This is a genomic window from Nonomuraea sp. IBHARD001 (assembly GCF_056106265.1).
The window spans coordinates 7,436,709-7,449,135 of sequence record NZ_JBWBBW010000002.1; the positions used below are offsets into that span (position 1 = coordinate 7,436,709).

Sequence of the window (12,427 nt, forward strand, 5' to 3'; positions counted from 1 at the left end):
CGGGTCAGGCCTGTCCGGAGGAGAGGTGCTTGCGGACGTAGGCACGCCAGGTCGGCGCCCACTGCTTCGGATCGTCGAGCGACGTCATGTCGATCTTGTGAACCGTCTGGTTGTACGGCGCGCCCTTGACGAACTCCGGATCGGTGCGCGCCTCGGAGGCGACGTGCGCCAGGATCGCGGCGTACTCGTCGAGGTCCTCCTTGGAGTAGGACTCGGTCGGCTCCAGCGTGAACGGCTCGGGCACGAGGTAGGGGTGATGGCTGGTCCAGTAGTGCACGCCGAAGTCGGAGGCCCGCACGCCGATCTCCTCCGAGTGCACGCCCGTCTCCTGCGACAGCTGCTCCCAGGAGTAGCGGACCTGCTCGACCCTGCGCTTGTCCCACGGGGCCGAGGCGCCGGGGATCTGCAGGATCTTGTGCATGAGGTAGTTGTTGTTCAGCACCGCCGTCTCGGCCACCTCGCGCAGCCCCTCGGCGCCGAGCGACATGATCCAGGCGTAGGCCCGCACGATGTTCGGCGTGACGCCGAGGAACGGCCTGATCTTGCCGACCGAGCGCTCGGGCGTCTCCAGCGTGTAGCGCCCGTCGCGCTCGACGACGGCCGGGCCGGGCAGGAACGGCTCAAGGGCCTCGGAGACGCCGCACGCGCCCGCCGCCGGGCCGCCGCAGGCGTGCGGGGTGGAGAAGGTCTTGTGCAGGTTGAAGTGGCACAGGTCGAAGCCCGCGTCCCTGGCCCTGGTGATGCCCAGGATGCCGTTGGCGTTGGCCTGGTCGTAGCAGGCCAGGCCGCCCACGCCGTGCACCAGGTCGACGAACTCGCCGATGCGCGGGTTGAAGATCCCGGTGTCCTCGGGGTTGGTGATCATCAGTGCGGCCGTACGGGGGCCGACGGCCGCGCGCAGGGCCTCGATGTCGGGATAGCCGTCGGCGTCCGGCATCAGCGTGATGACCTCGTAGCCCGCGGTCTTGGCGCAGGCCGCGTTCGAGGGGTGGGAGAACATCGTGGTGATGACCTGGTCGCGATGGCCTTCGCCGTGCGAGGCGTGGTAGGCGCGGATCATCGCGATATTGGCGTAGATCGCCGCCGAGCCCGAGCCCGGCTGCAGCGAGACGCGTGCCATGCCGGAGATCTCCGCCAGCATCCGCTCCAGACGCCAGTAGATCTCCAGCACGCCCTGCACGGTGTCCTCGTGCTGCAGCGGGTGCAGTTCGGCCGCGGCGTTGGCGAACTGGTCGTTGACCTTGGGGCTGTACTTCATCGTGCAGGTGCCCTGGCCGACGTCGATGTTGAAGTCGACGCCGAGGTTCTCCTGCGACAGGCGAAGGTAGTGCCGCAACACATGCAGCTGCGACATCTCGGGCAGCCTGGGCGGCTCGGCCCTGCGCACGGAGGCGGGCAGTTCGACGTCGGGCGCCTCCTCCGATGAGACGGAGGAGACCGCGATGCCCCTGCGGCCCGGCACCGACTGCTCGAAGATGATCGGCTCGTCCCACCTGGCCTGGTGGAAGCGGCGCAGCGCCGGCTTGGGCGCCACGGGAAGCGAGGCGAACGACTCACCAGACGCGCTCACAGCGCCTCCTTCACGGCTGCGGCGAGCCGGTCGATGTCCTTCAGGGAGTGGCGCTCGGTCACACAGACGAGCACCGTGCGCGCGTCCAGCCGGACGCCGCCGTAGATGCCCTGCGCACGCAGGGTGTCGAGGAGCGCGTCCGCCGACGGCACCTCGATCGCGAACTCGCGGAAGTGGACGGCGTCGGCGCGCAGCACGACGGCCCCGGAACGTTCCAGCACGGTCATGGCGTAGCGGGTGCGGGCCAGGATGGTCTCGCCGAGCTCCTTCATGCCCTGCGGGCCCATGAGCGCCAGGTAGACGCCCGCGGTGATGCCCCAGAGGGCGGCGGCCGTGCCCACCCATTCCTTGCCCTCTTCGCGGTGGGCGAAGGAGGTGCGGTCGTAGAAGACGTCGCCGAAGCCGTACTCACCCTCGACCCTGGTCGGCGCGATGCCGAACAGGCGGGACGGGAACTCCGCGACGAGCGGCTCGTGGTCGTGGGTGGCGATGTATCCGGCGTGCCCGCCGCCGAAGCTCTGGTGCATGCCGAGCGACTGGATGTCGCCGCAGACGATGTCGGCGCCGTAGGCGGCGGGCGGGGCCAGCACGCCGAGCGAGATCGGGTCGGTGCTGACGACCAGGAGCGCCCCGCAGGCGTGCGCCGCGTCGGCCAGCTGCCTGCCGTTCTCGGCCACCACGCCGTCGGCGTCGGGCGTCTCCAGGTAGATCGCCGCGAACGACTCGTCCACCTCGCCATCGGTCACGATCTCGACGTCGGGGGCGAGGAAGTCGCGCAGCTTGCTCATCTTGTCGGCCGACACCGCGCCCCGCACCAGCACCCTGGCCCGCCCGGTGTAGCGCGCGGCCATGCGGATCGCGGTGCCCGACGCCTGGAAGCCGTCGTAGGTCGGGACGTTCACCACGTCCATCTCCAGCAGCTCGCCCATCATGCTGACGTACTCGAACAAGGCCTGGAACCGCCCGTGGTCCTCGTACGGCTCGCCCGCGTACGCGGTGAGGAACTCGCTGCGGGAGTTGACCTCGTCGCACACGGCGGGCACGTAGTGCGGGTAGCAGCCGCCGCCGAGGAAGCTGAGCGCCTCGACGGTGTCGGTCGTGCGGTCGAACAGGCCGCGCATGTGCTGTACCAGGTCCTGCTCGGCCACGAAGGGCTCGGGCAGGTCGAGGGTACGGCCGAGCCTGAGGGCCTCGGGGATGTCGGCGTAGAACTCCTCGACGCTGTCGGCGCCGATCGCGGCGAGCATCTCGGCCCGCGCGCCGGGCGAGGCGTTCGGGATGTAGGGGTGGGTCACTTCGCTCCTTCGATTCGCAACACGACGGCGTCGCGCGAGGGGATCTCGATCTCGCCCGCCAGCTGCCGTCCTGTCAGCAGGTCCTGTCCCGGTCCGCGCAGACGGACGCGCTGGGCGGTGCTGGTGTGGTTGAGCAGGAAGAGGTGGTCCTCGCGGCGGGTGGCCTCCACGCCGGGCGGCACGTCGGCGACCGGCGTCACGCCCGCTCGCGTCAGCACGTCGGCGAGGACCGGGGTGAGGTCGTCGAGCAGGCAGCTCAGGTACGTGGCGCGGCCTCGCCTGGTGATCGCGGGGCGGCCGTCGAGCTCGCCGCCCCGGTACAGGGCGATCGGGTCGGCGCCTTCGAGGGTGAGCCACTCGCTCCAGGTGCTCGCCGTGCCGAGGTCGCCCACCTGCCGCGTGTGGCCGTCGGGCAGGGGCCAGAACTCCTCGACCGTCACGCCGAGCAGCTCGCGCAGGGGGCCAGGTGCTCCGCCCTCGTGCACCTGGTCGGCCGCGTCGACGACGCCGCTGAACGGGCCGACGACCAGCTCGCCCTGGTAGGCGGCCAGCGCCTTGGCCTGTTCGGCCGTGCACATGTAGAGGTTCGGCGCGATGACCAGGCGGTAGCCGGACAGGTCGCGGCTGGGCGGGGCCAGGTCGACGGCGATGCCGCGCTCGTGCAGCGGCGCGTACCAGTCGAGCAGCAGGTTCTTCAGCTTGAGCCGGTTGGAGGGCATGGACTCCGGCGCCTCCAGGCCCCACCAGGAGTCCCAGTCGAGCACCAGGGCGACGTCGGCCTCGCTCGACGTTCCCGCGACCCCGGCGAGCGCGGCCAGGTCGCGGCCGAGGCGCAGGGTCTCCTGCCAGGTCCTGGTGGCGGTGCCGCCGTGCGGGAGCAGGGCCGAGTGGAACTTCTCCGGGCCGTACCTGGCCTGACGCCACTGGAAGAACATGGCGCCGTCGGAGCCGTGCGCCACGGCCTGGAGGCTGTCCAGGCGCATCTTGCCGGGCGGCTTGGGCGCGTTGACCTCACGCCAGGACACGGCGCTGGGCGACGACTCCAGCAGCAGCCAGGGCCGCTGCCGCAGCGAGCGCATGAGGTCGTAGGACAGGGCGATGGCGATGTGGCTGCGCGGGTCGGCCGGGTCGGGGTAGGCGTCGTCGCTGACGACGTCCTCGGCCTGGGCCCACTTCCAGTAGTCGAGGCCGTGCAGGACGCTCATGAAGTTCGTGGTGATCGGCAGGCCGGGTGTGATCTCGCGCAGGACGGCCTTCTCGGTCTCGAAGCACTCCAGCAGGGCGTCGCTGCAGAAGCGCCGCCAGTCGACGAGCTGGGAGGGGTTGACCGGGCCCGGGGCCTTGCGCGGCGGCTCGACCTGCTCGAAGCCGGTGTAGTGCTGGCCCCAGCAGGAGGTGCCCCAGGCGGCGTTGAGCCCGTTGATGCCGTGGTAGCGCTCACGCAGCCAGCGCCTGAAGTGGGCGGCCGACTCCTCGCAGAAGCACTCCAGCGTGTGGTCGGCGTACTCGTTGCCGATGTGCCACATGACGACGGCCGGATGGTCCTTGTAGCGCTCGGCCATCGCGCCCGCCAGCCTGGCGATCTCCCGCCTGAGCACGGGCGAGCTCGGGCAGTACCCCTGGCGCGAGCCGAACTCCAGCCGGGTGCCCGCGGCGTCGACCGGCATCAGCCCGGGGTTCTCGCGCACCAGCCACGGCGGCGGGGTGGCGGTGGCGGTGGCCAGGTCGACCGCGACGCCGTTGGCGTGCAGCAGGTCGACGATCCGGTCCAGCCAGCCGAAGTCGTAGGCGCCCCGGCTCGGCTCCAGCCGCGACCAGGAGAAGACGGCCACGGTGACCAGGTTGACCCCCGCTTCGGCCATGAGCCGCACGTCCTCGGCCCAGACCTCCTCGGGCCACTGCTCCGGGTTGTAGTCCCCGCCGAACAGCAGGCCCGGCACCCTGGTCAGCACTCTTCCATCCCCCTACGTGACATGTAATATTTTGTATGCAGAATTCATAGTGCAGCATTCACAATGCCGTCAAGGCGCTAAGCTCTCGACGGAGATCACATAGAAGGAGCGCCATGCCGATCGAGCGGCGTCCTCTGCGCGAGCAGATCAGGGAAGAGCTTCTGACCAGGCTCGACCGAGGTGACTTCGCCGCAGGCACCGACATCAACGAGGCCGTGCTCGCCGGTGAGCTCGGCGTCAGCCGGACACCGCTGCGCGAGGCCCTGATCACCATGGCGGGCGAAGGCGTGCTGGAGAGCAGCCAGGGCCGCGGCTTCAGGTTCGCGCCGGTCAGCCGCCAGGAGTTCCGCGAGCTGTGTGCGATCGTGGCCGCCCTCGAGGCGCTCGGCCTGGAGAGCTCCGACCCCGCCGACCTGCGACGCATCGCGCCCGAGCTGCTCACGATGGCCGAGGAGTTCCCCGACCCCGTCGCCGAGCAGGGCGAGATCGAGCGCCACGACGACGAGTGGCACGACCTCATGCTGAGCGGCTGCCGCAACGAACGCCTGCTCGACCTGATCACCAGCGTCAAGGCCGGGATGCGGCGCTACGCCCACCTGACGGTCGACGACGAGCACGCCCCCCTCGAACGCGAGGCCGCCGAGCACCGCAGGATCGCCGAGCACCTGGTCGCGGGCGACCTGGAGGGCGCCATCGCCGCCCTGCGCGACAACTGGGTCAACGGGATGGAGCGCATGATGTCCCGCATACCGACTCCCTGATCTCCCCGGCTTCCTCCCGGGTTCTCCGACGACTTCCACGGGAGCACTCGACGCCGGAATAGTTGAAATCTAAACTGTGTTTCAGCCTGGCGAATCCGATGGAAGGAGCCAGAGATGCCCGCCGTGACCGTTGAGAACCCGTTGACCCTCCCGCGCATCCCGCAGCCGCTCACCGGCGCGGAGGAGCGCAAGGTGCTCGTCGTCGAGACCGCGCCCAGCGGTTTCGAGGGAGAGGGCTTCCCGGTGCGCAAGGCACTGGCCGCGATCAAGCCCAAGTACCTCGACCCGTTCGTGATGATGGACCAGATGGGCGAGGTCGACTACGCGCCCGGCGAGCCGAAGGGCACGCCCTGGCACCCGCACCGCGGCTTCGAGACCGTCACCTACATGATCGACGGTGTCATGGACCATGCCGACTCGCACGGAGGCGGCGGCACCATCACCGACGGCGACACCCAGTGGATGACCGCCGGGTCGGGCATCCTGCACAAGGAGGCCCCGCCGGAGTGGCTCGTCGTCAAGGGCGGCCTCTTCCACGGCATCCAGCTCTGGGTGAACCTGCCAGGCAAGGCCAAGATGCTCGCGCCCAAGTACCAGGACATCGGCAGGGCCAGCGTCAAGCTGCTCAGCAGCGACGACGGCGGCGCCCTCGTCCGCCTGATCGCGGGCGACGTCGCCGGGCACCAGGGGCCGGGCAGCACGCACACCCCGATCACGCTCCTGCACGCCACGATCAGCCCGGGAGCGCGCCTCACCCTGCCCTGGCGCCAGGACTTCAACGCCCTGGCGTACGTCCTGTCGGGCAAGGGCGGGGCCGGGCTCGGCAACCGGCCGATCGAGAGCGGGCAGCTGGCCGTCTTCGACGGGTTCGGCGCGACGACGGCCGAGGCCATCACGCTGTCCGCCTCCGCCAAGGCCACCGAGCCCCTGGAGGTCATCGTGCTGGGCGGCCGGCCGATCGGCGAGCCGGTGGCCCACTACGGCCCGTTCGTGATGAACACCAGGGCCGAGCTCGTCCAGGCCTTCGAGGACTACCAGTCGGGCCGCTTCGGCAGCATCCCCGCAGGCCACTGACGGCCGCCGCGGACCGGCGCCCTCCCGTACGGCAGGCATCGGGAGGGCGCTACCCGCCCCGCGCCGCCAGCACGCGCGGCAGGACCTCGGCGAGCCTGTCGTAGTCGGACTCGGTGTTGTAGATCTGGGCCGACAGGCGCAACAGCCCACCGGGGCCGATCTTCGCCTGGATGCCCTCGCCGAGCAGGGCCGCCACCAGTTCCGGCTCGCTCGCCGTGGTCGGCGGCAGCCGTACCAGGCGCATGGACAGGCCGGGGTCGCCGCCCTGGGGGTCGACGCCCAGGGCGGCGGCGACCACGTTCTGGCCGTAGGCGACGAGCTTCTCGTTGTGCTCGCGCACGCGGGAGGCGCCGAGGCCGCACAGGAAGGCCAGGCCTTCGGGCGCGGTCAGCAGGTTGCTGTAGTCGCGGGTGCCCTGGAACTCCACCGACAGCGGGAAGTCCGGCGCCCACGACACGATCGGCGGGCGCACCCGGCCGCGCCAGCGCTCGGCGACGGCCAGCACCCCGGCGGGACGCGGTGCGAACGCCCACTTGTGCAGGTTCGCCACCCAGAAGTCGGCGCCGATCGCCGCCACGTCCACCGGCAGCATGCCGGGCGCGTGCGCCGCGTCGACGAGCGTGACGACGTCCCTGGCCGCCAGCTCCGCCACCAGCGCCGCGACCGGCATCAGGCGCGCGGTCCCCGAGGTGACGTGGTCGAACACGGCCACCCGGGTACGCGGGGTCAGCGCGCCGACGATCGCCTCCATCGGCTCGCGCCCGGTCACCGGCACGCGCACCACGCTCGCCCCGCGCTCCTTGGCCGTCCTGAGCACGGCCAGCTCCACCGCGCCGTAGGCCTGGTCGGTGTAGAGGATCTCCTCGCCCTCCCCCAGCGGCGCCGTGCCCAGCGCCACCGCAACGCCCTCGGTCACATTGGCGAGGAGCGCCAGGTCGGGTGCGTTGAGGAAGGCCGACACCTCGGCCCTGGCCGCGGCGAGCCGTTCGGGCAGCGTGTCCAGCCAGCGCTCGGGCGCACGCTCGATCTCCGCCCGCATCCCGTCCTGCGCCAGCCGCACGCTCACGGGCACCGCGCCGAACGAGCCGTTGTTGAGATGGATCAGCCCGGGATCGAGCGAGAACAGCCCGAGGGCGTCGGGAAAGGCCACCGCCTCACGCTAGCCCTCCCCCGGCCCGGGAAGGCCGCCGGGGGCCGCTGGAGGGCCGTCAGCCGCCCTTCAGCGTGACGCAGCCCACCCGCGCGCCCGCCATGCCGGCGTCGGCGCCCGTCGTCTTGGTCGCCAGGGCGTGGATGACCAGGGCGCCGGGCACCCTGCCGCCCTCGAACGTCCACGGATGGCGGGCCCTGGCCGTGCCCGAGCCCTTGGCGTCGGTGGTCAGGTCGAGCCAGACCTCGCTCGACGGGTCCACGTGGGAGGGCATGTGCTGGTAGTGCGGGCCCGCGTCGTCGGGGTCGGCGCCGCACGCCCGGCTGTGCAGGTGCACGCCGTACACGCGGGAGGGGGTCAGGCCCTCGACCGAGAGCGACGAGACCGTGGTCGATCCGGACGACTCGACGGTGACGTCGGCCCGCGCGCCGGACGGCACGAGCGCGGGGTCGTAGGCGATGGCCTCAGGGCCCTTGGCGGTGAAGGGGCCGCCGCCGGTGAGGACGATCGCCGGGGGCGCAACGGCCACGTCGTGGCCGGACGGGGGCTGCGGGGTGCTCGCACAGCCCGCCTGGGTCAGAAGGACGGGCAGCACGAGCAGAGGGGTGAGCACACGCACGGGGCATCTCCAAGAGCGGTGGCCGACCCGACCACTCTAATGAGTAGCCGTGCGACTACGCCCCGTGTTTTGCGGCGATGCCGTCGATGACGGCGGCCAGCCGGAAGTCCAGATCGGTCAGGCCTCCGGCGTCGTGCGTGGTCAGGGCGAGGGTGAGCGTGCGCCAGCGGATGTCGATGTCCGGGTGGTGGTTGAGCTCTTCGGCGGCCACCGCGATCTCGTCGACGACGCGGATCGCGGCGGGGAAGTCCGGCGCGGTGATCGTGCGCCGGATCTCCTCGCCCTCGCGCGTCCAGTGCGGCAGGTCCTTCAGCTTGCGTTCCACGTCCATGGGTTCACTTTAGGGCTCCCGCACCCAGGCCGGACTGGATCTGGCGCTGGAAGACGACATAGATCAGCACGACCGGGATGATGGCCATGCTGAGGGCGGCGAACAGGGCAGGCCAGTCCGCCTCGTACCCGGCGATCGTCGAGATGTCGGCGATGCCCTGGGTGATGACCCACTTGTCCTTCGCGCCCCCGAGCAGCACGAGGGGAAGCAGGTACTGATTCCACTGACCGAGCACATTGAAGATCGTGATGCTGACCAGACCCGGCTTGGCCATGGGCAGCATGACCTGGAAGAACGTCCTGGTGTGCGAGGCGCCGTCGATCATGGCCGCCTCGGCGACCGCGGTCGGCAGCGTCTTGAAGAACGCCGACAGGAAGAACACCGTGAACGGCAGCGAGTAGGCGATGTAGACCAGCACCAGCCCGAAGTGCGAGTTCAGCAGGCCGAGCTGGTCGACCACGAAGAACAGCGGCACCAGCGCGAGGAACACCGGGAAGGCCATGCCCGAGACGAACAGGAAGTAGATCACCCTGTTGCCCACGAACTTGTAGCGCGACAGCACATAGGCCGCCATCGACCCGAACAACATCGTGCCGAGCGTCCCGAAGAACACCACGATGACGGTGTTGAGCATGTACCTGCCGACATTGGCCTTGTCCCAGGCCCTGGCCCAGTTGTCCAGGCGCAGTTCGGCGGGGAAGGCCAGCGGGTCGCCGAAGATCTCGGTGTTGTTCTTGAACGAGGCCAGCAGCGTCCAGATCAGCGGCAGGATGATGAGCGCCGCCCAGATGAACAGCGCCACGTGCGCCAGGCCGCCCAGCACGTTCGGGCGCTTGACCGGCTGCGGAGCGGGCGACGCGGACTCGACCACCTTGAGCTTGCGTGCGTCGGTGAGTGCCATGTCAGAGCTCGATTTTCTCGCGACGCCCTGCGCGCAGGGTGATGATCGCGAACGTGATGGTCATGAAGAACAGCGCGACACCCATCGCCGAGGCGTAGCCGAACTTGGAGTAGCTGAAGGCCGCCTTCCAGATCTCGACGGGCAGCACGGCGGTGGCGCCCTGGGGCCCGCCCTGCTCCATGGTCAGCACCGCGACGAGCGCGAAGCAGTCGAAGGCCGCGATGCCCAGGTAGACCCAGCCGACCTGGATGGTGTCCCAGATCAGCGGCAGCGTGATGCTGAAGAACAGCCGGAAACGCCCGGCGCCGTCCAGCGAGGCCGCCTCGAAGACGTCCTTGGGGATGGCCGCCATACCGGCGGAGAACAGCACCACGTAGAAGCCGACGGCCTGCCAGACCATGACCGCGATCAGCGACCACAGCGCCAGGTTCGGCTCGGTCATCCAGCCGACCGGCTCGATGCCGACCTTGTCGAGGATGCCGTTGAGCACACCCTGGGCGTCGGGCCGGTACACCGCCTTGAACAGCACGCCGATGATCGCGACGGCCAGCACCTGGGGCAGGAAGAAGACGACCTTGTAGAACTTCGAGCCCCAGACGCCCGTCATCACGCCCCCGCGCTGTCCGCCGCCCACGTTCAGCAGGAAGGCGAAGAACAGCGCGAGCGCGATGGTCAGGAGCGGCAGCGTGATCAGGACGATGGCGTGATTGCGTATCGCCTGCCAGAAGATTTCGTCATCCCACAACTTGACGAAGTTCTCAAAACCAATGTATTCCGGCGACCTGGCGATGCCCTTCCAGTTCGTCAGCGAGATCTGGAACGCCTGTACGTACGGGCTGATCACGAAGACGACGTAGAGAGCCACCGGCACGAGGAGAAAGCCGGTGATGAAGCCATACCTGCGCAACCGCTCCATCGTGCTAGACGCTCCGCGTCTGCTTGGTGATGGAGGTGTCGGCCTTGATCTCGTCGGCCTTCTTCTGCATGTTCGCACAGAACTTGTCGACGTCGATGCGACCGGCCATCACGGCGTTGACCTGGGTGCTGGCGTAGTCGAAGAGCTCCTTGTACCAGCCCTCGAAGCGCGCGTCGGTGATGATGTTCTGCCCGGCGGCGGTCTGGACGGCGGCGGCGCTCTTGACACCCGGGGGCAGGTCGAGGCCGTCGGCGGCGCCGTCGACGACGGTGAGGTTCTTGGTGCGGTCGGTGAAGTCGCGCGCACCGGCCTTGGAGAGCATGACGCGCATGTACTCCAGGCCGCCCTGCGGGTTCTTGCCCTTGGCCGAGACGAAGAAGTTCTCGCCGACGCCGACCATGATGGCCTCGTACGGCATCTTGTCCATGGCGGTGACGCTCGGGACCGGCGCGAGGGCGTACTCGAAGCCCTCGGGCTTGTCCTTGGCCATCTCGTTCTCGAGCCAGGAGCCGGTCGGGTAGAACAGCACCTTGTGCTGCAGGTGCTTGACCTGGGTCTGGGTGTGGTCGAGGCCGAAGTAGGCCTTGTCGCCGTACAGCTTCTGGATCTCGACCCAGGCCGAGACCGAGGCCTTCACCGCGTCGTTGTTCCAGGCGTTGTCGACCAGGTTGTCGATGTCGAGCAGGACCTGGTTGCCACCGATCTTGGCGGCGGTGTAACAGATGTTCCACGTCTGGTAGAACGGGCCGACCTGACCGGGGTAGGCGAACAGCGTGATGCCCTCGGCCTTGGCCTTCTCGCCCAGGGCCTTGAACTCGTCCCAGGTCTTGGGAAGCGTCCAGCCCTTGGACTCGAAGAACTTGGCGTCGTACCAGAGGCCTCGGTGCGAGACGTTGTAGTTGAGCACGAGCGGCTTGTCGGCGATGAGGCCGTTGGTCAGCACGGCGGGCGTGATGGTGTCCCTGACCTTCTTGGACGGGTCGTCGATCGACGGCGCGTCGTAGAGGGCGGTCAGGTCCATCAGGTGGCCCTCTTCGGCCAGCGCGACCAGGTCGAGCGCCTCGGGGCCGGAGTTGTTGACCACGTCGGGCACGTCGCCGCTGACGAAACGCGGGCGGAGCTGCGTGCCGATCTTCTGGGTGGCCTCGTGCTTGATCGTCACACCGGCGTACGCCTTGGAGTACAGAGCCTCGTGGCCCTCCTTGGCGTAGGCGTCGCCGAATCCGCCGGAGAAGATGACGACATTGAGCGGCAGCTTGGCGTCGACGCCGAAGGGGTTGGCCGCCGAGGTGGCAGCGGCGGCGGCAGTGGTGGGGGCGGCGGACGGCTTGGCGGTGCTGCCGGTCGCGCAGGCGCTCAGCAGCCCCGCGCCGGGGCCGGCGACGAGCGCGGTCATTCCGATCCGGCGCAGCAACTGCCGCCGAGTGATCTCTCCGGGGTGGGACATGCGGGGCTCCTGGTTAAAGGATCAATTAGGAAAGTTTCCTAAACGTTTGCCCGAAAGTACGGACGTTCCAAGAGTCGCGTCAAGGGCCTGCAACAGACCCGTGACCTTGAAGGGTCACAACGTGATCCGGGGAGCGCCGCGCACCCCACCTACCTAGAACATTGTTCTGGAAAAGGGCGGCGCCCCGCGAGCGGAACACCATGATCGTCAAGTATGCCGAGCGTGTCCGGGAGGGCCCTGAGACCGACAGCATCGTCGATACGCCCCCACGACGGCAAGGGTGCGCCCGGGCCCGCCCGAGCCCCGGCCGTCCTGGCGGCTCCGCGACCGGTTCATCCCGTTTCCGGAGGAGTCGTCACTCCGAGCGGCGTTCTAGTGGCTTGAGTCACTCGGCCCCCCGTCCCCAGGGGT

At 69.4% G+C, this 12,427-nt stretch carries 11 protein-coding genes; 2 read left to right on the forward strand and 9 right to left on the reverse strand.

All coding sequences use genetic code 11. The annotated features are described in order from the left end of the window. Positions 1–4: 4 nt before the first annotated feature. The 3 genes from gcvPB to ACTWNK_RS35415 are packed head-to-tail and all read right to left on the reverse strand — an operon-like array spanning position 5 to position 4,817. A complete protein-coding gene (gene gcvPB / locus ACTWNK_RS35405) occupies positions 5–1,570 on the reverse strand; it encodes an aminomethyl-transferring glycine dehydrogenase subunit GcvPB (RefSeq protein ID WP_474309270.1) in 1,566 nt (521 codons plus the stop codon). Next, the gene (gene gcvPA / locus ACTWNK_RS35410; protein ID WP_474309271.1) at positions 1,567–2,865 is read right to left on the reverse strand and encodes an aminomethyl-transferring glycine dehydrogenase subunit GcvPA; all 1,299 of its coding nucleotides are present in this window, start codon (positions 2,863–2,865) and stop codon (positions 1,567–1,569) included. The genes gcvPB and gcvPA overlap by 4 nt, the downstream gene beginning before the upstream one ends. Next, complete coding sequence (locus ACTWNK_RS35415) at positions 2,862–4,817, reverse strand: beta-galactosidase (RefSeq protein WP_474309272.1); 1,956 nt, start codon at positions 4,815–4,817, stop codon at positions 2,862–2,864. Before ACTWNK_RS35415 ends, gcvPA begins: the two co-directional genes overlap by 4 nt. Positions 4,818–4,930: 113 nt before the next feature. Between ACTWNK_RS35415 and ACTWNK_RS35420 the strand changes: the two genes are divergently transcribed. Both ACTWNK_RS35420 and ACTWNK_RS35425 read left to right on the forward strand, forming a co-directional pair. Then, positions 4,931–5,578 carry a GntR family transcriptional regulator gene (locus tag ACTWNK_RS35420; protein ID WP_474309273.1) on the forward strand — a complete coding sequence of 216 codons (648 nt, stop codon included), beginning with the start codon at positions 4,931–4,933 and terminating at the stop codon, positions 5,576–5,578. Between the two features lie 114 nt (positions 5,579–5,692). Next, a complete protein-coding gene (locus tag ACTWNK_RS35425) occupies positions 5,693–6,652 on the forward strand; it encodes a pirin family protein (protein WP_474309274.1) in 960 nt (319 codons plus the stop codon). Between the two features lie 49 nt (positions 6,653–6,701). Here ACTWNK_RS35425 and ACTWNK_RS35430 read toward each other — a convergent pair whose 3' ends face one another. The 6 genes from ACTWNK_RS35430 to ngcE are packed head-to-tail and all read right to left on the reverse strand — an operon-like array spanning position 6,702 to position 12,016. Further along, positions 6,702–7,802, reverse strand: coding sequence for an aminotransferase class V-fold PLP-dependent enzyme (locus ACTWNK_RS35430; protein ID WP_474309275.1), 1,101 nt, complete (start codon positions 7,800–7,802; stop codon positions 6,702–6,704). A 58-nt stretch (positions 7,803–7,860) separates the two neighbouring features. Further along, positions 7,861–8,421, reverse strand: coding sequence for a superoxide dismutase family protein (locus ACTWNK_RS35435; protein WP_474309276.1), 561 nt, complete (start codon positions 8,419–8,421; stop codon positions 7,861–7,863). Between the two features lie 55 nt (positions 8,422–8,476). After that, a complete protein-coding gene (locus ACTWNK_RS35440; protein ID WP_474309277.1) occupies positions 8,477–8,752 on the reverse strand; it encodes a 4a-hydroxytetrahydrobiopterin dehydratase in 276 nt (91 codons plus the stop codon). Positions 8,753–8,756: 4 nt separating this feature from the next. Further along, positions 8,757–9,653 carry a carbohydrate ABC transporter permease gene (locus ACTWNK_RS35445; protein WP_474309278.1) on the reverse strand — a complete coding sequence of 299 codons (897 nt, stop codon included), beginning with the start codon at positions 9,651–9,653 and terminating at the stop codon, positions 8,757–8,759. A 1-nt stretch (position 9,654) separates the two neighbouring features. After that, complete coding sequence (locus tag ACTWNK_RS35450) at positions 9,655–10,569, reverse strand: carbohydrate ABC transporter permease (protein WP_474309279.1); 915 nt, start codon at positions 10,567–10,569, stop codon at positions 9,655–9,657. 4 nt (positions 10,570–10,573) lie between these two features. Beyond that, positions 10,574–12,016, reverse strand: coding sequence for an N-acetylglucosamine/diacetylchitobiose ABC transporter substrate-binding protein (gene ngcE, locus ACTWNK_RS35455; protein ID WP_474309280.1), 1,443 nt, complete (start codon positions 12,014–12,016; stop codon positions 10,574–10,576). Between the last annotated feature and the right edge of the window lie 411 nt (positions 12,017–12,427).

Bases quoted from the DNA above. Each gene is read 5' to 3' on its own strand.
- ACTWNK_RS35420 (WP_474309273.1), top strand. From the start codon at position 4,931: ATGCCGATCGAGCGGCGTCCTCTGCGCGAGCAGATCAGGGAAGAGCTT.
- ACTWNK_RS35425 (WP_474309274.1), top strand. From the start codon at position 5,693: ATGCCCGCCGTGACCGTTGAGAACCCGTTGACCCTCCCGCGCATCCCG.
- ACTWNK_RS35440 (WP_474309277.1), bottom strand. From the start codon at position 8,752: ATGGACGTGGAACGCAAGCTGAAGGACCTGCCGCACTGGACGCGCGAG.
- ACTWNK_RS35445 (WP_474309278.1), bottom strand. From the start codon at position 9,653: ATGGCACTCACCGACGCACGCAAGCTCAAGGTGGTCGAGTCCGCGTCG.
- ACTWNK_RS35450 (WP_474309279.1), bottom strand. From the start codon at position 10,569: ATGGAGCGGTTGCGCAGGTATGGCTTCATCACCGGCTTTCTCCTCGTG.
- ngcE (WP_474309280.1), bottom strand. From the start codon at position 12,016: ATGTCCCACCCCGGAGAGATCACTCGGCGGCAGTTGCTGCGCCGGATC.